This window comes from Pseudomonas viridiflava (assembly GCF_900602065.1).
Lineage (GTDB): Bacteria > Pseudomonadota > Gammaproteobacteria > Pseudomonadales > Pseudomonadaceae > Aquipseudomonas.
In genome coordinates, this window is sequence record NZ_UWFN01000116.1 from 460,127 (window position 1) to 478,321 (window position 18,195).

The 18,195-nt window shown below is 58.0% G+C and carries 15 protein-coding genes and 1 pseudogene; 8 read left to right on the top strand and 8 right to left on the bottom strand.

Annotated elements, in window-relative coordinates:
- The first annotated feature begins 73 nt into the window (after nt 1-73).
- Nucleotides 74-1,306, top strand: coding sequence for an HD-GYP domain-containing protein (locus EE949_RS07360; protein WP_122663750.1), 1,233 nt, complete (start codon nt 74-76; stop codon nt 1,304-1,306).
- 216 nt (nt 1,307-1,522) lie between these two features.
- Here the strand turns inward: EE949_RS07360 and EE949_RS07365 are convergent, their stop codons facing one another.
- From EE949_RS07365 to EE949_RS07375, 3 genes are all read right to left on the bottom strand, one after another.
- A complete protein-coding gene (locus tag EE949_RS07365; protein ID WP_122663672.1) occupies nt 1,523-1,957 on the bottom strand; it encodes a nuclear transport factor 2 family protein in 435 nt (144 codons plus the stop codon).
- Nucleotides 1,958-2,249: 292 nt separating this feature from the next.
- Entirely contained in the window at nt 2,250-3,902 is a 1,653-nt protein-coding gene (mqo, locus tag EE949_RS07370; RefSeq protein ID WP_122663673.1) for a malate dehydrogenase (quinone), read from the bottom strand.
- Nucleotides 3,903-4,325: 423 nt separating this feature from the next.
- Entirely contained in the window at nt 4,326-5,030 is a 705-nt protein-coding gene (locus tag EE949_RS07375) for a GNAT family N-acetyltransferase (protein WP_122663674.1), read from the bottom strand.
- A gap of 327 nt (nt 5,031-5,357) precedes the next feature.
- Here EE949_RS07375 and yghX point away from each other — a divergent pair, with 327 nt between their 5' ends.
- Entirely contained in the window at nt 5,358-6,245 is an 888-nt protein-coding gene (yghX, locus tag EE949_RS07380) for a YghX family hydrolase (protein WP_122663675.1), read from the top strand.
- 95 nt (nt 6,246-6,340) lie between these two features.
- On the opposite strand, the gene EE949_RS07385 is transcribed toward yghX, so the two are convergent.
- Nucleotides 6,341-6,826 (bottom strand): DUF3592 domain-containing protein, encoded by a 486-nt coding sequence (locus EE949_RS07385; protein WP_122663676.1) that lies wholly within the window; start codon nt 6,824-6,826, stop codon nt 6,341-6,343.
- Between the two features lie 218 nt (nt 6,827-7,044).
- Between EE949_RS07385 and epsC the strand changes: the two genes are divergently transcribed.
- Entirely contained in the window at nt 7,045-7,821 is a 777-nt protein-coding gene (gene epsC, locus EE949_RS07390; protein ID WP_122663677.1) for a serine O-acetyltransferase EpsC, read from the top strand.
- A gap of 2 nt (nt 7,822-7,823) precedes the next feature.
- Complete coding sequence (locus tag EE949_RS07395; RefSeq protein WP_122663678.1) at nt 7,824-8,714, top strand: VOC family protein; 891 nt, start codon at nt 7,824-7,826, stop codon at nt 8,712-8,714.
- A gap of 16 nt (nt 8,715-8,730) precedes the next feature.
- Here the strand turns inward: EE949_RS07395 and EE949_RS07400 are convergent, their stop codons facing one another.
- The 3 genes and pseudogenes from EE949_RS07400 to EE949_RS07410 all read right to left on the bottom strand — a co-directional run bounded on the left by EE949_RS07400 (nt 8,731) and on the right by EE949_RS07410 (nt 11,271).
- The gene (locus EE949_RS07400) at nt 8,731-9,318 is read right to left on the bottom strand and encodes a flavin reductase family protein (RefSeq protein ID WP_122663679.1); all 588 of its coding nucleotides are present in this window, start codon (nt 9,316-9,318) and stop codon (nt 8,731-8,733) included.
- A gap of 25 nt (nt 9,319-9,343) precedes the next feature.
- A pseudogene (locus tag EE949_RS07405) lies at nt 9,344-10,510 on the bottom strand (pyridoxal phosphate-dependent aminotransferase); the annotation flags it as partial.
- 362 nt (nt 10,511-10,872) lie between these two features.
- Nucleotides 10,873-11,271 (bottom strand): nuclear transport factor 2 family protein, encoded by a 399-nt coding sequence (locus tag EE949_RS07410; RefSeq protein ID WP_122663681.1) that lies wholly within the window; start codon nt 11,269-11,271, stop codon nt 10,873-10,875.
- A 187-nt stretch (nt 11,272-11,458) separates the two neighbouring features.
- On the opposite strand from EE949_RS07410, the gene EE949_RS07415 reads away from it, so the two are divergent.
- The 4 genes from EE949_RS07415 to EE949_RS07430 all read left to right on the top strand — a co-directional run bounded on the left by EE949_RS07415 (nt 11,459) and on the right by EE949_RS07430 (nt 17,271).
- The gene (locus tag EE949_RS07415; protein WP_122663682.1) at nt 11,459-12,646 is read left to right on the top strand and encodes an ABC transporter substrate-binding protein; all 1,188 of its coding nucleotides are present in this window, start codon (nt 11,459-11,461) and stop codon (nt 12,644-12,646) included.
- Between the two features lie 10 nt (nt 12,647-12,656).
- Nucleotides 12,657-13,526, top strand: a complete 870-nt coding sequence (locus tag EE949_RS07420; RefSeq protein WP_122663683.1) for a branched-chain amino acid ABC transporter permease — start codon at nt 12,657-12,659, stop codon at nt 13,524-13,526.
- Nucleotides 13,527-13,588: 62 nt separating this feature from the next.
- Entirely contained in the window at nt 13,589-16,048 is a 2,460-nt protein-coding gene (locus tag EE949_RS07425; protein ID WP_430735887.1) for an ATP-binding cassette domain-containing protein, read from the top strand.
- Complete coding sequence (locus tag EE949_RS07430) at nt 16,045-17,271, top strand: amidohydrolase family protein (RefSeq protein WP_122663685.1); 1,227 nt, start codon at nt 16,045-16,047, stop codon at nt 17,269-17,271. The genes EE949_RS07425 and EE949_RS07430 overlap by 4 nt, the downstream gene beginning before the upstream one ends.
- A 125-nt stretch (nt 17,272-17,396) precedes the next feature.
- On the opposite strand, the gene EE949_RS07435 is transcribed toward EE949_RS07430, so the two are convergent.
- A complete protein-coding gene (locus EE949_RS07435; protein ID WP_122663686.1) occupies nt 17,397-18,089 on the bottom strand; it encodes a GntR family transcriptional regulator in 693 nt (230 codons plus the stop codon).
- Nucleotides 18,090-18,195 lie beyond the last annotated feature (106 nt).

Sequence of the window (18,195 nt, forward strand, 5' to 3'; positions counted from 1 at the left end):
TGCGGGAAAAGCCCGATCAGCTCAGACTGCGCTGATCGTGAAATTCAGCCATAACAAAAAGCGAGCAACTATCGTGCTGAAACATATCTCTGTGGCCGAGCTGCGGCTTGGCATGTATGTACACGAATTCTGTGGCTCAGGGATAGAGCAGTCATTCTGGAAACACGGATTCATGCTCTCTAACGAGCATGATCTACAACGCATCCTTGATGCCAGAGTCGCTGAGCTCTGGATTGATGACAGCAGAGGTGTCAGCCCGCCCCCCGCCAACGCTCTCAAGCCAGACCCAACGCTGCCCACCAGCCTGCAGAACATCGCCAGCCGACCGATTCCGCACCGTGTTGCACTCAATCAGGAAATCTCCAGATCTCTCAAGCTCTGCGCCCATTCCAGGGCAGCAGTCGAGAAGATGTTCAGCGATTTGCGCATGGGCCGGATCATTGAAATGGAGCAGGTCAGCGAACTGGTCGAAGAAATCTCCGACTCGATTTCACGGCATCCTGATGCGTTGATCAGTCTGGCGCGCCTGAAAACCTGCGATGAATACACCTACATGCACTCGGTTGCGGTTTGCGCGCTGATGATCGCCCTTGCCCGTCAGCTTGGGCTGCCGCCTGCATTGGTTCATGAGGCGGGTATCGCCGGGCTGATGCATGACATTGGCAAAGTGGTGATCCCGCTGACCATCCTCAACAAGCCGGGCGCGCTCAGCGATGAGGAATTCGCGACCATGCGCAGCCATTCCGAGTGTGGCGCCAATATGCTGATGCAGAGCCAGCATTTCAGCCCGCGCGTCATGGACGTCTGCCTGCATCACCATGAAAAGATCGATGGCACCGGTTACCCGCACAGACTGGCTGGCAGCCAGATTAGCCTGTTCGCCCGGATGGGCGCGGTATGCGATGTCTATGACGCCGTCACATCGGACCGCCCCTACAAAGAAGCGTGGGGGCCTGCCGAAGCCATACACCGCATGGCTCAATGGCAAGGCCACTTTGATGAAAAGGTCTTTCAGGCGTTCGTCAAATGCGTCGGTATCTATCCGGTCGGCGCGCTGGTTCGCCTGCAAAGCGGACGCATTGGCGTGGTCACCGAGCAGCATGAAAAGTCGTTGCTCACACCCAAGGTCCGGGTGTTCTTTTGTGCCAACAGCCATCAACACATCCCGCAGACCACCCTCAACCTCGCGGCGTTAGTGGGTCAGGAGCGCATCGTGGGTCGTGAATCAGCGAAGGAATGGGGGTTCGGTAATCTGGACGAATTGTGGTCGGAATCGAGCGTAGGGACCAAGTCGCATGTTGGCTAGTGCACAGACCTTGTAGGCGCTGCCGAAGGCTGCGAAGCCATTTTCCTGCATAACCGCCCTGTGGGACCGGATTCATCCGGGAAGAGGCCAGTACAGCCGACACATCCGCATCGTCATGAACATCGCCTTCCCGGATGAATCCGGTCCTACAGGATTTTTGTCGCACATCAACTCGTGGGCAGCCGTAAAAGCTGCCCATAGGGTTCTGCATTTACATCAGAACTTGAACGCCTGACGCCCGATCAGCAGCCATTTCCCGCCCTGCTTCTGCCAGATCTGGAAGTTTTCGATTTCGGTAGGAACCACCTTGCCACTGTTCACTGCATCGGCGGAAAAGTGGTTGCGAACCAGTGCGGTATCACCCGACAGGGTGACGTGCTGCTTCTGCATCTCAAGCCTGTTGAAAGCGCTCTTGCCCGTTTCGATATCGGCAATAAACGCTTTCTTGTCCTGAATGTTTCCGCTGGAATGCCCGTAAGTGAGGTTCTCAGCGGTCAACGCCTGCAGTTGCGCAATATCTTTGTGCCACATGGCTTGGGTAAGTTGATCGACAGCCTTTTCTACATCAGCCTGATCCGACGCCTGGGCAGTTGCAACGTAGCCACTGAACAGGCAGAGAAATGCAGCGAGCAGTTTGAAACTCTTGGTCATGGTTGTTCCTTGTTATTGTTAATTGGTGACGCGTACAAGGTCGAGTTGTCTTATACGACGTCTTACAACATAGCTTATTTATCAAGCCAGGCAAACGTGATTTTCAAGCCTGAGGTTTTAGCCGATTAAACCCATACTTATTTGTGGTTATTAAACAGTCGCTTTTTTAAAAACGTCGGGACCTGAAACGCAAAAACCCGGCATTGCCATTAAGGCAGTGCCGGGTTTCTGGTTCGGGTTTCAAGTGGCCATTGCTGACCGCTTCACCCGTTACCGCTGAAGATAAGGCGTGTTACAGAGCCATATCAGCAGCTGGGTTGCTTGGCTGCGGTTTGGCCGGCTTGGCCGGTGCAGCGCTGGCAGCAGGGTATGCAGCCGGGTCGATCACTGGAGGCTTGGTCAGTTGCAGCACTTCAGCAGTGTAATCCCACGACTGCTGAACACGCTCAGGCGAGCCATTCAGCTTGGTGCCGTAGCTCGGAACGATCTGGCGCATACGGGCTTGCCACTCAGGAGTAGCAACCTTGTCCTTGAAAGCCTTTTCAAGCACGTCGATCATGATCGGAGGAGCAGTCGAGGCACCTGGGGAGGCGCCCAGCAGACCAGCGATAGAACGGTCCTGGGAGAAAACAACTTCAGTACCCAGTTTCAACACACCGCCTTTCTCGGCATCGCGCTTGATGATCTGCACGCGTTGACCGGCCTGCCACAAGCGCCAGTCTTCTTTCTTGGCGTGAGGGAAGTACTCTTTCAGCGCGTTGAAGCGATCGTCATCCGACATCATCAACTGACCTGCCAGGTACTCGATCAGCGGGTATTGCTCAACGCCAACCTTGGTCATCGGCCACACGTTATGAGTCGTGGTGGTCGACAGCAGGTCAAGGTAGGAACCTTCCTTGAGGAACTTGGTGGAGAAGGTTGCGAACGGGCCAAACAGAATCATGCGCTTGCCGTCCAGGACACGGGTGTCCAGGTGCGGTACGGACATGGGTGGCGCGCCAGTCGAGGCGATACCGTAGGCCTTGGCCATATGCTGAAGGGCGATGTCCTGGTTCTCGGTGACCAGGAACGAGCCGCCTACCGGGAAGCCACCGTATTCGCGGGCTTCAGGGATGTCAGCTTTCTGCAGCAGCTTCAACGCGCCGCCGCCAGCACCGACAAACACGAACTTCGCGTCTGTACCGTGGCTGGTACCGTCTTTCAGGTTTTTGTATTCAACGTGCCAGCTGCCGTCCTTGTTGCGAGTGATTTCCTGGACTTCGCTCGACAACTTCAGGTCGAAGACAGGCTTGGTCTGCAGGTTGGCAACGTATTGGCGAGTGACTTCGCCCCAGTTCGCATCGGTGCCGAGCGGCGACCAGGTAGCGGCGATTTTCTGGCTTGGATCACGGCCTTCCATCATCAGTGGAACCCACTGCTTGATCTGAGCCTGATCTTCGCTGTACTGCATGCCGGCGAACAACGGGCTGGTTTTCAGCGCTTCGTAGCGGGCCTTGAGGAATTTCACGTTATCGTCACCCCACATGAAGCTCATGTGCGGAGTCGAGTTGATGAAGGAATGCGGGTTTTTCAGGACGCCGTTCTTGACCTGCCACGCCATGAATTGACGAGTGACCTGAAACGCTTCGTTGATCTCGATGGCCTTGGCGATCTCGATCTTGCCGTCTTTACCGTACGGGGTGTAGTTCGACTCAGCCAGGGCGGAGTGACCGGTACCGGCGTTGTTCCAGCCGTTGGAGCTTTCTTCGGCAACCTTGTCGAGACGCTCGACCATTTCCATGGTCCAGGTCGGCTCCAGCTCGTTGAGCCATGTGCCCAGCGTGGCGCTCATGATGCCGCCGCCGATCAACAGGACGTCAACTTTTTTTGCTTCAGCTGCATGCAAGGGCGAAAGTCCCATCGACATCGCCAGGCCCAGAAGGGCCGTGTTCACTTTTTTTAACATACTGTGATTTCCAGGATAGAACGTCATCCCTTCGTCAGTCTGAGCAATAGCTGCCCGGTTACACGCATGCGACATGGCATTTCGTGAACCCCGGCAATCGGCAGGACCAACGACTGGACATACAAGGCTGATTTACTGCTACCAACCTCACTCTCTTGTCTCTCCTGAGCTGACTTCTTGTTTGCCATTGTTTTCAGCTGCTGAGTGACATTGTATCTCTTGGTACATCGTCGGAATAAACAGCCCGACAACCTTGTTACAACCAGCACCCTGGCCTTTCACGGAACAACTTCTGATACTTGCGGCATCAGACGATCATGCGATGTTAAGCACATATGTACACGTGTTTCGGGAACCGCGAACGGTAATTGTAATCCGATACAGGTTGCGGAGCGAACTTTTACCGATAATCAAACGTGCGTATTAATCAATAGTGTCATTGGACGCGGGTCTTTGACGCGCATCGACAAGCGCTTTGGCTTGTCGCGTCAACTGATCCAGATGCCGATCACGCTGTTTCTCAGCCTCTATCATCGGCCGTTTTCCGTGCTGCTGAAGTAGATAAGAATGAATTTGCCGAATCTCCAGCGAATTGTAGATCGGCGCAACGTCCAGTACCGCCACCAGCCCATCAATACCGTGATCCCGGGTGTTCATCAGCACCTGCGGGCCGCGGGCTGCCAGGACCTGAAAACCCATGGCCTCGAAGCGCGGCACAGCTGCAGCGCGACAGGCAAGTTCGGCGTGCGGGTAGCGTCCGGTCATCTCCTGGAGCATGCTGCGCGCCACGCCTTTGCGGCGCTGGGTGGCCTGCACGGCCATAAACGCTACCGCGCAGGCATCCGGATCATCCTTGGCCGGCAAATACAGGAGAAAGCCGATAACTGTGTCCGGCTCTTCAGCATCCAGCGCGACGATCAATTCCACAGGGATCCCTTTGGACCCGTCCATAGCCTCGATATAAAGGTGAACCTCGAAGCCGACGCCGTATTGATAGAGGCTGTACAACGGATTGCTGGGCGCGATGTTGACCATGCTGATGTCGGTGACGTAATCCACCACCAACTGCATGATCTGGCTTTTGATGGACTCGGGTGGCGGGTTTTCAAAGCGGGTGACGGTGAACATCGGGGTAGCGGCTCCAGACTTCAAGGCATGTCCGGGCCGATGCGATCCACCCGAAGCGCAACAATCATACGCGCTCTTGGTCGATAAACCGAACGCGCAACGCACAATGTACTTGCGGGCAGCGCCCATCAAAAAACTGCAAACCACTGAATTGAAATGCGCTTTCTGTAGGAGCTGCCGAAGGCTGCGAAGCATTTATCCTGACATACCGCCATCGCAGCCTTCGGCAACTCCTGCAAGTCCAGTGCTTGCTGCAAGACAGGATCCGTTTGCCTCACTCGCAAAGACTGCTTTAATCAGCCGACTGACCGAAGAAGGAGCGAGCAGATGGAGCGTCTCACCGCGAAAGATTTTTCCCCGGAACTGCTTGAGTTGTACGACTACTACGCCCACGGCAAGATCAACCGACGTGAGTTTCTTGATCGCGCCGCTGCGTTCACCGTATTCGGCCTGACGGCCAGCGCAGTACTGGCCTCGTTAAGCCCAAACTATGCGCTGGCCCAACAGGTAGAATTCACCGACCCGGATATCGTCGCCGAGTACGTCACCTACCCATCGCCCAAAGGTCATGGGCAGGTCCGCGCGTATCTGGTGCGCCCGGCAAAGGCCACCGGCAAGCTACCTGCAGTGGTCGTTGCACATGAAAATCGCGGGCTCAACCCCTATATCGAAGACGTCGCTCGCCGCGTGGCGAAAGCCGGCTTCATCGCCCTCGCCCCCGATGGCCTGAGCTCAGTGGGCGGCTACCCGGGTAACGATGACAAAGGTCGCGAGCTGCAGCAGACCGTCAACCCGGAAAAACTGATGAACGACTTCTTCGCTGCCATCGAGTGGATGATGAAGCACGACGCAAGCACCGGCAAAGTCGGCATCACCGGCTTTTGTTACGGCGGCGGTGTTGCCAACGCCGCAGCCGTCGCATACCCCGAACTGGCCGCCGCCGTACCCTTCTACGGACGCCAGGCCAACACCGAAGACGTGCCGCGAATCAAGGCACCGCTATTGATCCACTACGGCGAACTGGACACCCGCATCAATGAAGGCGCAGCGGCTTATGAGCAGGCATTGAAAGCGGCCGGCAAAACGTATCAGGCCTATGTTTATCCGGGCGCCAACCATGGTTTCCATAACGACTCCACTCCGCGCTACGACGACGCGGCCGCCAGGCTGGCCTGGGACCGGACGCTGGAGTGGTTTAACAAGTACCTGGTTTGAGATAAATCGCTGCGGTCTGCCGGCCGATCCCCGGCTTGAACACTTGGGAGTCTGGCCGACTGCCAGCCAGTCAGAATGACCGCAGACCGCAGGCGTCAGTAATAACGGTCTTCAGCCTTCAAAATCCCGATGCGTCTGATCGTCCACAGCGAGATCAATAGCGTCAGCAACGCCAGCGACAAGCAGCCAGTCATGATGAAAAAACCTGGGCGATGACTGTTGAGCTTGCCTGAAAAAGAGTTTTTCGACGGGAACCAGCGCGAGTACAGAACCGGCACCGTCTGCCCCACCTCGTACGACTCGCTCTTCTCGGGCCAGTCACGAACGTAAGCGTCCTCATGGGTTTGCTCGTTCTGATCGACGTAACGGTAGTGGATCAGCTTCATGTCGGAGGTTCTCGAAATATCCTCCACTTGCGTTACGGTCGCGTTGACTTCGACCGCGCCTGTTTTGATCGCGGCATAAATCAAACCACTGCTTCGCGCCATGGCGGCGAGCACCAACATCACGCAACAAGCGATGATCAACAGAATGACCCGATTGTAGAGATGGTCTTTTTCAGCCTCACGCGGGTAATACATTTAACGGTCCTTCGTATAGAAACAGTGATGGGTCAGGCAGCGGACGGCACCGTACCAGCGGGCAGAATGCGTGTCAAAAAGCCATCAACGCAGCAGGTATCTGACGAGAACTCGGCCCTTCTGCGTTGCGATAAAAGCAACAGAGCTATTCCGTCACAAGGATTGATGGCATCCCCTTTGCCTGCCCATACTCGGTCGACCCCAAAAAGGAGAAGGCCATGGATTCCCTTTGGCAGCGCCTGCAGGATCAAGCCCGTCAGTTAGCCGAGCGCAATCCCGTATTGAGCCAATATGTGCAGCAAGGGATTGTGTCGCAGCCCTCCTTCGAAACAGCGCTGGCAGCGAATCTTGCCCGGCAGCTCAAAGGCCAGGCCAACAATGCCGACCTGACGAGCTGGTTCACCGACATCATTCGCGCCCATCCCGATATCGCATCAGCCGCAGCGGCAGACATCAACCACCTGGTGATCGTCAACCCGGCCTGCCCCGATCACCTGACCGCATTTCTGACCTTTCGGGGCATCCAGGCGGTGCAGGCCTATCGCATCGGCCACACGCTGTGGAATGAGGGTGATATCCAGAGCGCAGTGCTGGTCCAGAACTGGGCAGCCAACACCTGGAGCATTGATATTCACCCGGCGGCCAGGCTAGGCAAAGCGCTGTTCGTGGATCACGGCATCGGTCTGGTCATCGGCGAGACTGCTGTGGTTGAAGACGAAGTCAGCCTCTGGCATGGCGTGACACTGGGCAGCACACTCGCGGAAGTCGGCGACCGTCATCCCAAGATCCGCCGAGGCGCATTGATCTGCGCAGGCGCCACGGTACTGGGCAACATAGAAGTCGGCGCCAAAGCCATCGTGGCTGCCAATGCCGTGGTGCTCAAGCCGGTACCCGCGGGCGCAGTAGTCGCAGGCACACCGGCAAAAATCGTCGGTAGCGCACCGTATTCGCTGGCGACCCTGACCTCGAAAACCATCACCGAACGGGAGCAATGATCATGGCCGCAGCCGCTCAATCCCCACAAGGCGTTGACCACCCGCTGGTTACCGTCCGCAATCACCCGCAAGCCCTGGAGCGGTACCGCAAGATGGGTTTTGCGCCCTCGCCCGTCAGCTATCACCCATGGGGCACCGTCACCACGCTAGTGATGTTCCCGAGCAACTTCATCGAGATCATCGCCGTGGATGACGCCTCGAAATTTGGCACTAATTCGGTGAACGGCTTTTGCTTTGGTCGCCAGTTGGGCAAGTTTCTCGATCGCGGCGAAGAAGGTGTTTCGCTGGTGGCGCTGCACAGCAAGGACGCCGATGCTGACTACTCGCGCCTCACAGAAGCGGGGTTGGCGAGTCAGGGCCGTATCGATTTCCGGCGCAAAATGACCTTGCCCGATGGCAGCCCGGATGAAGCCGTCGTCTCGCTAGGACTGTTCATGGATGAAGAGCATCCAGACGTGTCCAACTTCATCTGCCATCAACACCGCCCGGAATTGATCTGGGTGCCGGAATGGCAAAATCATCCCAACGGTGCCAATGGCATCCTTGCAGTGACTTACCTTGCAGAACCGGCGCAACTGGAGTCTCGCTGGAAGGCACTGTATGGCGATGCCGTTCGCTATAACGGCGATGTACTGGAGGCTGACACCGGCTGTGGCGTATTGCGCGCGATGTCGCTGAGCACGGCTAAAACCGAGTTTGCCGGGGTCAGCTTGCCTGAGGCCGCGAACGAGCGGCCCCACGCGATTGCCCTGCGGATCAATAGCAAAAATCTGCACGCAGCGCGGACGATTATCGAGAGCAATCAGGTGCCCCATCATGCTGACTCAACGCGCCTGCTCATTGAGCCATCGGCCGCAGGGAATGTGATTCTGGAGCTGGTTCAGACGCGTTGAGAATTGCAAGCAGCCCTCAGGCGTCTTCGCTACCCGGGACGTCCAGCGCGTCACCGATCGCATAAAAATGTCCACCCGCGATGTAGTGCAAGCTGCGCCACGCAGGATCGGCAGTTTCGAAATGCCAGTGCCCGTCCTTGAACACACGCGTGTCAGCCCATGCCCCGACGACTTCACCAATGAACAAGTCGTAACTCGACTGATTGTGCGGTTCAGGGATCAGGCGGCACGCCAGCCAGGCGGAACACCCGGCCACAAATGGCAGGTCATGGCCGGGAACGTCAAACAGCTCCACGCCAGAACGCTGCAGTTTGTCCGCCTCATTGAACAAGCTCCGCGTGCCCACTTCATGGGTCAGTTGCAATTGCGCAGCCGTCGGCACCTGAATCACAAACAGGCCGCTTTTCTCAACCAGTTCTCGGGTTTTGGCAATTTTGTCGAGGACTACAGTGAGTTTGGCAGGCATAAAATCCAGCGCACAGGCCCAAGCGGCCGCCATGACGTTGTCGACCCCTTCGTGCCTGGCAGAGACGAGCACTGTCGGCCCGTGATTGAGCAAACGGTAGGCCTTGGCCGGATCAACGGGGGCAATAAATTCGTTCACAGAAATACCTTATTCAAGACTTGTCGAGCGTCATCACGAACGACTTGATTCGCACACAAGCGCGGGCGAGCTGCTCATCGCTTACGGTGAACGACAGCCGCACAAAACCTTGGGCGGGCTCCCCGAATGCGGCGGCGTCCAGCACCGACACACCGGCCTCGCGAAACAGGCGCCAGGCAAAGTCCAGTGAACTCAGGCCCGTACCGCGCACATCCAGCAGGACGAACATGCCGGCATCGGGGCTGCGCACCTCGATACCGGGGCAATCACTCAAACCGCTCACCACCAGATCGCGTCTGCGTTGATAAATATCGCGCATGCCCACCGTCACTTCCTCATGGGCAAGCACCGCTGCCAGCGCCCCCGCCATGACGAAACCGGGCAAGCCGTAGAGCATGCTCAACGAGAGATTTTCCGCATGCCGCACTAACTGTGGGTCGGCGATGATCCAGCCAAAGCGCCAGCCGGTCATTGCATGGGATTTAGACAGGCTGCCAACAATCACGCAGCGCTCAGCCATGCCCGGCAAGCTGGCCAGACTGGTGTGTTCACGCTCGTAGCAGAGGCTCTCGTAGACCTCATCGACGACAACCCACAGATCATGGGCGATGGCCAGCTCGGCAATCCCCTGCAGCTCTTCGGCAGTGAGCACAACGCCGGTTGGATTATTGGGATTGGAGAAAAAAATAGCGCGAGTACGTGGAGTAATAGCCGCCTTGAGACGCGCGATATCCGGGCGAAAACCGGCATCGGCTTCGCACGTCACCCGCACGGGCGTTGCCCCACTTGCCTTGAGGGTTGCCTCATAAGTGACGTACATCGGGTCAAGGACAATGACTTCGTCACCGGTTTGCAACAAACACATGGCGCTAACAAACAAAGCATTTTGCGCACCGGCCAAGGTGATCACGTTCTCGGCTTCTACCGACCGTCCAAGACGCCTGGAGTAACGCTCGGCAATAGCCTCACGCAATGCAGGACGACCCGCTATGTCGGTGTAATGGGTGTCCCCGGCGTGCAGTGCGCCGACGGCTGCCTCGGTAATGAAGTCCGGGGTCGCGAAATCAGGGTCACCGACACTGAGAATGATCACATCCTCCCCATTACGCTGGGCTTGCCAGGCAGCGAAGTGAATATCCCAGGCGGCAACGCCCTGCCCGGCTATCCGTTCGACAAAGGGGGAAAAGCGCATGCCACGGCCTCTTGAATACGAATTGAAGAAACCACCACCTTACCGCGACGCTCTTCACAAAGGCCAGTGTGGATCGAAGCACGGGCCATGTGCGGTATGTGGCGTCAGCCCATGAGTTTTTGACATCAGCCAGACGCTGGACATGTGGGGAGACTCTAAGCTGGCCTGAAAACACAATTCCCGTGGGAGCGAATTCATTCGCGAAGAGGTCAGTACATCCGCAGCCTGTGTATCGTCTGGAATGCCGCCTTCCCGAATAAATTCGGTCCCACAGGTTTCACGGTGAGCCAAGCCAGTCCCACGTCATGACCCCCACGGGAAAGCATTTCAACTCTGAAACGGCGGATTAATCCAGTAGCCAGTCAAGCCTTGGCAATCTCCGGCACCAGCAACCACTCGGCGCTGTCATTCCAGACGTCCATATGAGTGATCTTGCCGTTGCGGACTTCGAAGCGATCCAGATAACGATTGCCCGAAAAACTGCGACCGTCCGGCCACTCGCCGTAAAGCGTACCGTTGGAATACACCACGGTATGATCACCGCGATCCATCCAGTCGAAGTTGCCCAACGCCTTTTTGACCCAGGCGTAGCGCGAGCCATTGAATGCAGTGATGTCCTGCGGGGTGGGCATCACGCGGCCCCCTGTGAAGGTGATCTTCACGTCCTCACTCATGAACGTTGCGGCCCGAACCGGATCCGGCGCCATGGACGCCTCGAGAAAATTGCTAACAATCTGTACATCCTTATTAACTTCTGACATCGCTTTATCTCCTGCCATTGGACTTGGTTAAAATTGCCATCACGCATCTCCATGGTGCATGCAGCTTTAATTTGGCGCGTAATTGTTGAAGATCCGCTGAAAAACCCGACGTTTTGCGGGCCGTTACGACTGGCATCCTACTTGCTAGCAATAAATATGCAACTGCTAGCAATCAGGAGAACGACTTATGGCCATCCGGCTTCCAAACCTGCAACGTCTGCTGTTTCCCGTGGCTGCGGCAGTCACGCTCAACATGGCTATGTTCGGTGGCGCGCAAGCCGCTGAGCCGCCGATCAAAGTCGGCCTGGTGGCAGCCCTGTCAGGGCAGTCAGCCAAATCCGGCGAAGCCCTGACCCGGGGCCTGACCATGGCCATTAATGAAGTCAACGCCAAGGGCGGCGTACTCGGACGTCAACTGGAGCTGGTGCGCCGCGACGATGAAAGCAACCCGTCCAAGGGCATGCTGGCCGCTCGCGAGCTGGTCCAGCGTGAAAAGGTCACCGTGCTGTTTGGCGGCCTGGATACCCCGGTGTCTCTGGCCATTGTGCCGCTTGCCAATCAGATGAAAGTGCCGTTCATGGGCATCTGGGCAGCGGGCACCAAAATCACCGAGAACGGCGCTGCCGATAACTACGTGTTCCGGGTCTCGGCGGTGGACGAGCTGGTAGACGAAGCACTGGTTAAATACGGCGTCGATAACGGCATGAAAAAGCCGGGCATGATCCTGATCAACAACCCGTGGGGCGAATCCAACGAAGCCGGCTTCAAACGTGCGCTGGAAAAACGCGGCATGGCCAACGCCGGTGTTGAACGTATTCAGGACAGCGACCTTGATGTAGTACCGCAACTGACCCGCCTGAAAAACGCCGGCGCTGACACCCTGCTGATGGTGGGCAACGTCGGCCCTTCGGCGCAGGTCGTCAAATCGCTGGATCGCATGGGCTGGGATGTACCGGTGGTGTCGCACTGGGGTCCGGCGGGCGGTCGTTTCGGTGAGCTGGCCGGGCCGAATGCTTCCCGCGTGCACTTCATTCAGACCTACGTGTTCACCGAAAACAACAGTGCCAAGGGCGATGCGCTGCTGAGCGCGCTGAAAAGCGCTTATCCGCAAATCAAGACCCTGGCTGACGTAACGCCTGCGGTGGGTATCGCCAACGCCTACGACGCGCTGCATCTGGCCGCACTGGCCATCGAAAAAGCTGGCAGCACCGACGGCAAAGCGGTCCGCGACGGCTTCTACGCCATCAGCGAATACGACGGTTTGATCAAGCACTACAAACAACCGTTCACCGTGCAGAAACACGATGCACTGGGGCCGGACGACTATCTGTTCACCCACTTCGTCAACGACCAGATCGTACCGTTGAAGCCTTAAAGGAGTCGCCATGTTCACCGCCGCCATCGTCACCGGCCTCGGCCTGGGCAGCATGTACGCGCTACTGGCGTTAGGTTTTCACCTGACCTACATCGTTTCGCGCACCGTCAACTTTGCCCAAGGCAGCGCCATGATGGTCGGCGCGGTACTGGGCTACACCTTTTGCATCAACTGGGGCTGGTCGCTGTGGCTGGCCTTGCCACTGACGCTGATCCTCTGCGCGCTTTACGGGCTGGTGATCGAGCGCTGGCTGGTGCGGCCATTCCACAGCCGGGGGTCACAAGCCTGGCTGATGGCGACGGTGGCAGGCGGCATTCTGGTGGACAATCTGGCGCTGTTCACATTCGGCAAGGAGCCTCGCCAGTTCGAGAGCAACCTGGTCAACCTCAACGTCGAGCTGTTTGGCAGCAGCGTTGGCGCGCTGCAGCTGTTGATCCCGCTGGTCGGCGCAGCAATTGCCCTGGCCTTGTATCTGGTGCGGCGCTACACCCGATTGGGCAAGGTGCTCGAAGCCTGCGTGCAAAACCCGCGTGCGGCGATGCTGATGGGCATCAACGTCAATCGGGTGGTGGCGATCGCTTTTGCGATTTCCACGGTGTTCGCGGCCGTAGCAGGCTTGTTGATTGCGCCGCTGTTCAGCGTAAACGCCGAGATGGGCATGTTGTTTGGCCTGAAGGCTTTTGCGGTGGCGATTCTGGGCGGCATCACCAGTGCCGGTGGCGTATTCGCGGCGGGGCTGCTGTTCGGTCTGGCTGAGGCCTTGATCACCCTGTATTTCGGCTCGGCGTTTACCCAGATATTCACCTTTGCGCTGGTGATTCTCGCCTTGGCGATTCGTCCCAACGGTCTGTTCGGCAGCAAGGCTCTGGTGAAAGTATGAAAGACATCAAAACCCTGGCGGCTCCGGTTTTCATCGGCTTGCTCGCAGTCGCGTGCGGCGTTATGGCCTTCACGCTGGACAGTTACTCCTTGCTGGTCTTCACCCTTTGCGCCCTGGCGGCCGTAGTCGGTGTCGGCCTGAATATTCTGATTGGTCTGAGTGGGCAAATCTCGTTTGGCCATATCGCGTTCTACGCCATTGGCGCTTATGTATCGGCACTGCTGACCATGGCGGGCTGGCCGCTCTGGCTGGCGTTGCCGCTGGCGGGTATTGTCTGTGGCCTGATCGGCGCATTGCTGGCCATTCCGGCGTTGCGGGTCAGCGGCCCTTATCTGGCGATGATTACCATTGCGTTCGCGTTCGTGGTGCATCACAGCCTCATTGAATGGCGTGACGTAACCGGTGGTTCGAATGGCCTGATGGGTATTCCCCTGCCTGAATTTGCCGGCCTTGATCCGGCTATTCTGCTCGCGCTACTGGCGGGTGCACTGATGATTGGCGCATTGCTCTTCTATCAGCGCTTGAGCCACAGCACCTGGGGCAAAGCCATGCGCGCCGTGAAGGCGTCTGAAATTGCCGCGCGCTCGCTGGGCTTCAATCCGGTCTTGAGCAAGACCCTGGCATTCGCCTTGTCAGCGGCATTGACGGGCCTGGCAGGCGGTCTGCTTGCGCCCCTGCTGATGTTCATAAACCCGGAATCCTTTCCGTTTTCGCAGTCGATCCTGTTTGTGCTGGCGGTGATTGTCGGCGGCGCAGGCATGCTGTTCGGGCCGCTGATCGGTGCATTACTGATTGTGCTGGTGCCGGAGTTGCTGTCGGACTTTGCTGAATACCGCCTGTTGATTTTCTCGGTACTGCTGTTGCTGGTGTTGTGGGTTGCGCCGAACGGCTTGCTGGGCGCCCTCGCCCGTCGCTGGATCAAGCCGACGCGCCTGCTGCCTCCGACCTCAATCAACACCCAACGTATCGCCGCGCACCTGCAAAGCCGTGGCCCGTCCACCGGTTTGCGGGTGACCGATATCGGTATTCGCTTCGGCGGTGTGCAGGCGGCGCAACACGTCAGCCTGCATGCACCTGCCGGAAGTATCACCAGCATCATCGGCCCCAATGGCGCGGGCAAAACCACGGTGCTGAACATGATCAGCGGCTTCTATGCCCCGGACAGCGGTCAGATAGAACTGCAACAGCCATTGGCTGGCCTGCCTGCGTGGAAAAGCGCCCGTGCCGGTATCGCCCGAACCTATCAGACCACGCTGTTATTCGGCGAGATGTCGGTGCTGGATAACCTCTTGGTGGCGATGCAGAAAGGTCGCCTCGGCCTGCCTTTCAACCTGTCGACCTCCGAGCAACGCAGCCTCGCGCTGGACCTGCTGGCGCTGGTGGGTTACCGCGGGGAAGTGAATATCGCCGCCGAAGACTTGCCCCACGTTGACCGACGCCTGGTGGAAATCGCACGGGCCTTGGCCACCGCGCCTGCGGTATTGCTACTGGATGAACCGGCTGCCGGCCTGAGCCGCCGCGACACCGACGACCTGGCGGTGCTGCTGCGCAAGCTGGCGGACTTTGGCCTGACGGTGATTCTTGTCGAACATGACATGTCGCTGGTGATGTCAGTGTCTGAGCACTTGCTGGTGCTGGATGCGGGCAAGCCCATCGCGTCGGGGCCTCCTGCCGAAGTTCGCCAGAACCAGCAGGTGATCGCGGCGTATCTGGGCGGCACCGATTATCAGGCAACGCCACGCGATCAAGCCTGGGATGGAAGTCGCGATGCGCGGCTTTATGTCAAGGATCTGGTCATCGACTACGGCGCCGCAGCAGTGGTCAACAAAGTCAATTTACTGGTTAATCCCGGCGAGCTGGTGGCGATTCTGGGTGCCAACGGGGCGGGCAAATCCAGCATCCTGCAATGTCTCGCGGGCCTGCATCGCGCAACCGATGGCAGCATCCTGCTGGACAACGAAAGCATCGAACAGGCCAGCGCCAGCACCATCGCAGGCAAAGGTCTGGCATTGGTGCCGGAAGGCCGTCAGGTGTTCCCGTACCTGAGCGTGCGCGATAACTTGCTACTGGGCAGTTACTCGCGACGCGAAGCCTTTGATGCCGAAGCTGAAATCGAGGCGATCCTCAAGCGCTTCCCGCGCCTACGCGACCGTATCGATAACCCGGCGGGCATGCTCTCAGGTGGCGAGCAACAGATGGTCGCGGTAGGTCGCGGCCTGATGGCCAAACCGAAAATCCTGTTGCTGGATGAACCGTCGCTAGGCCTCTCTCCCGCCATGATCGGTGAACTTTACGACGCGCTGGCAGCGCTTCGCGACGAAGGCGTGACGATTTTGCTGGTGGATCAAATGGCCAACCTGGCCTTGCAAGTCGCTGACCGCGCCTACGTGCTGGAAACCGGTTGCATTGTGAAATCTGCCAGTGCCGCCGAGTTACGCGACGATAAAGAACTGGCGGCGGCTTATCTGGGTGAAAGCGCCAGCAGCGAAAACGCCAACAGCATTCAAGGAATGAGCGTATGACCGCCCTGAAAATCATCAATGCCCGACTCGGCGACGGCGGTGCGCAAAGCGTGCTGTACGTGGAAGACGGCTATTTTGTCGAGTGTTTCAGCGAGGCGGCAGTCAACCGGCAGACTCTGGATCTTGAGGGCCGATTACTGTTGCCGGGGCTGATCGAGACCCACATCCATCTGGACAAGGCCTGCATCATGCAGCGCTGTCATCTGCATGAAGGCACTCTCGCGGAAGCGGTGGCGCAAACCCGCGCGGCCAAAGCTGAATTCACCGAAGAAGATGTCTATCGCCGCGGCGCGCTGGTGCTCGATAAAGCCATTCTTCAGGGCACAACGCACATGCGCACCCATGTGGAGCTTGACCCGCAGATCGGCCTGACTGGTTTCAATGCCATTCGCCGCTTGCAGGCGGATTATGCCTGGGCAATCAGTCTGGAAATCTGCGTGTTCCCCCAGGAAGGCTTGCTGAACAATCCGGGCACCGAAGCACTGCTGTGTCAGGCGCTGGAAAACGGCGCAACGGTTCTGGGTGGCTGCCCCTACATGGATAGCGATCCGAACGGACAGATACAGCGCCTCTTTGAACTGGCCGTGAAATACGACTGTGATCTGGACCTGCACCTGGACTTCGATCTGAATCCTGAAGGCATGACGGTCATGGAGGTGGCGCGCTGCACACAACAGCATGGCTGGGCCGGGCGTGTCACCATCGGCCATGTGACCAAGCTGTCGACATTACCTAAAGAGCAAATGACCGTGCTTGGCCTTCATCTGGCGAAAGTCGGTGTTCAGGTAACCTGTCTGCCGTCTACCGATCTGTTTCTGATGGGCCGCGAGGCGTTCCACAACAAGCCCCGCGGGCTCGCGCCGCTGGAGCACTTGCATGCCTGCGGCGTAACCTGCTCGGTGTCGACCAACAACATCGGCAACCCGTTTACGCCCTATGGAGATGCCTCGCTGATCCGCCAGGCCAACCTGTTCGCCAACGTCAGTCAGATGGGCACGGTGCCGCAATTGCTGCAATGCCTGGCGTGGGTGTCCAGCGAATCTGCGCGAATGCTGCGCTTGCCCGACTACGGCCTGCTGCCCGGTTGCCGCGCCGACTTCATCGTCTTCGACGCGCCTTCGCCTGCTGCAGTAGTCGCCGAGATCAGCGCGCCGTTGATGGGGTTCAAGGGTGGACGCCAGACGTTCAGCCGCCCGGTTGGGGTATTACTGAAGCCTGAGTAGATATCTGCTACTTGCCTGGACCTGTAGGAGCTGCCGAAGGCTGCGATGGCAGTGTGTCAGGATGAATGCTTCGCAGCCTTCGGCAGCTCCTACAGAAAAATCTGTTTCAGCAATGCTGCTGGCTCTCAATCACTCAACGCCTGCCGCAGGTTGAACTCTTCCGGAGCGCTTTCTTCAAGGGCAAGCTGCGCCTCCAGCTCATCCAGATGTTCAAGCATCACCGCAACGGCACGTTCGTTGTTGCCATTCTCCAGTGCCGTAATGATTTCCTGATGCTCGTCCGACGCGCAGGAAGGGACGTCATTACGCTGATACAACGCCACAATCAGCGAACTGCGCACCATCAGATTGGCAAGAATGTCACTGAGTACGGTGTTGCCACTGATCTGCCCCAGCATCAGATGAAACTCGCTCAGTTCACGCACGATGGCCCGACGATCAGTATCGCTGGTGGCTTTGCGCTCGTTATTCATGTGCGCCGCAATGCGCTGGCGCTGCTTGCGCATGACCGCAGGCGTAATGCCTTCGACAATGGCCCGCTCAATGGCACGTCGGGCGCTGAAAATATCCCGGGCCTCCTTGGCGGTAGGCTGCGCAACCATGGCTCCGCGATTGGCCTCGATGGTCACCACCTTCTGCATTGCCAGGCGCTGCAACGCCACCTGCACATGATTACGATTGGCTTGCAGGGTTTCGACGATTTGCGCTTCGATCAGTCGCGTGCCGGGCGGCAAACGATGTTGGGCGATAGCCTTGAACAACGCATCGGCGATGCGCTGTACCTCAAGCTGTTTGGCAGTGACAGTGCTCAAGCCCATTCTTTCCTCTATTTTCCGTAAAGCCAGGTGCCGCCGCGCAAACGGACTGCGTGCGGCGGACAATCGGCGGCATTATCCGCCAGCCGTCCGGCACCGGCAAACCCCC